The sequence below is a fragment of the Natrialba sp. PRR66 genome (assembly GCF_034808065.1).
GTDB lineage: Archaea > Halobacteriota > Halobacteria > Halobacteriales > Natrialbaceae > Natrialba > Natrialba aegyptia.
Genome location: NZ_JAXHGN010000207.1, coordinates 1 through 251, shown reverse-complemented (window position 1 = coordinate 251; position 251 = coordinate 1). Strand labels below are relative to the sequence as shown.

1 pseudogene is annotated in these 251 nt (G+C 44.2%); it reads left to right on the top strand.

Annotation, left to right across the window (positions count from 1 at the left end):
* Positions 1–17 precede the first annotated feature (17 nt).
* Positions 18–251: pseudogene (locus SM755_RS24680) on the top strand (cytochrome c oxidase subunit II); the annotation flags it as partial.

Sequence of the window (251 nt, the reverse complement as noted above, 5' to 3'; positions counted from 1 at the left end):
AACCTGGTGAACTACGACTGCTCGAAGTTGATAACCGAGTCGTTCTGCCAATAGAACTTGCAATCCGTATATTAATTTAATCTGAAGTCGTCCTCCACTCATGAGCAGTCCCCTCCCTAGGACTTAAAACTGATGCCATCCCAGGCCGACTAAATCAAGCAACAGTAACATCAAACCGACCAGGGTTATTCTATGGCCAATGCTCTGAAATTTGTGGATCTAACCATAGCTTTATGCCCATTGTCCTAGAA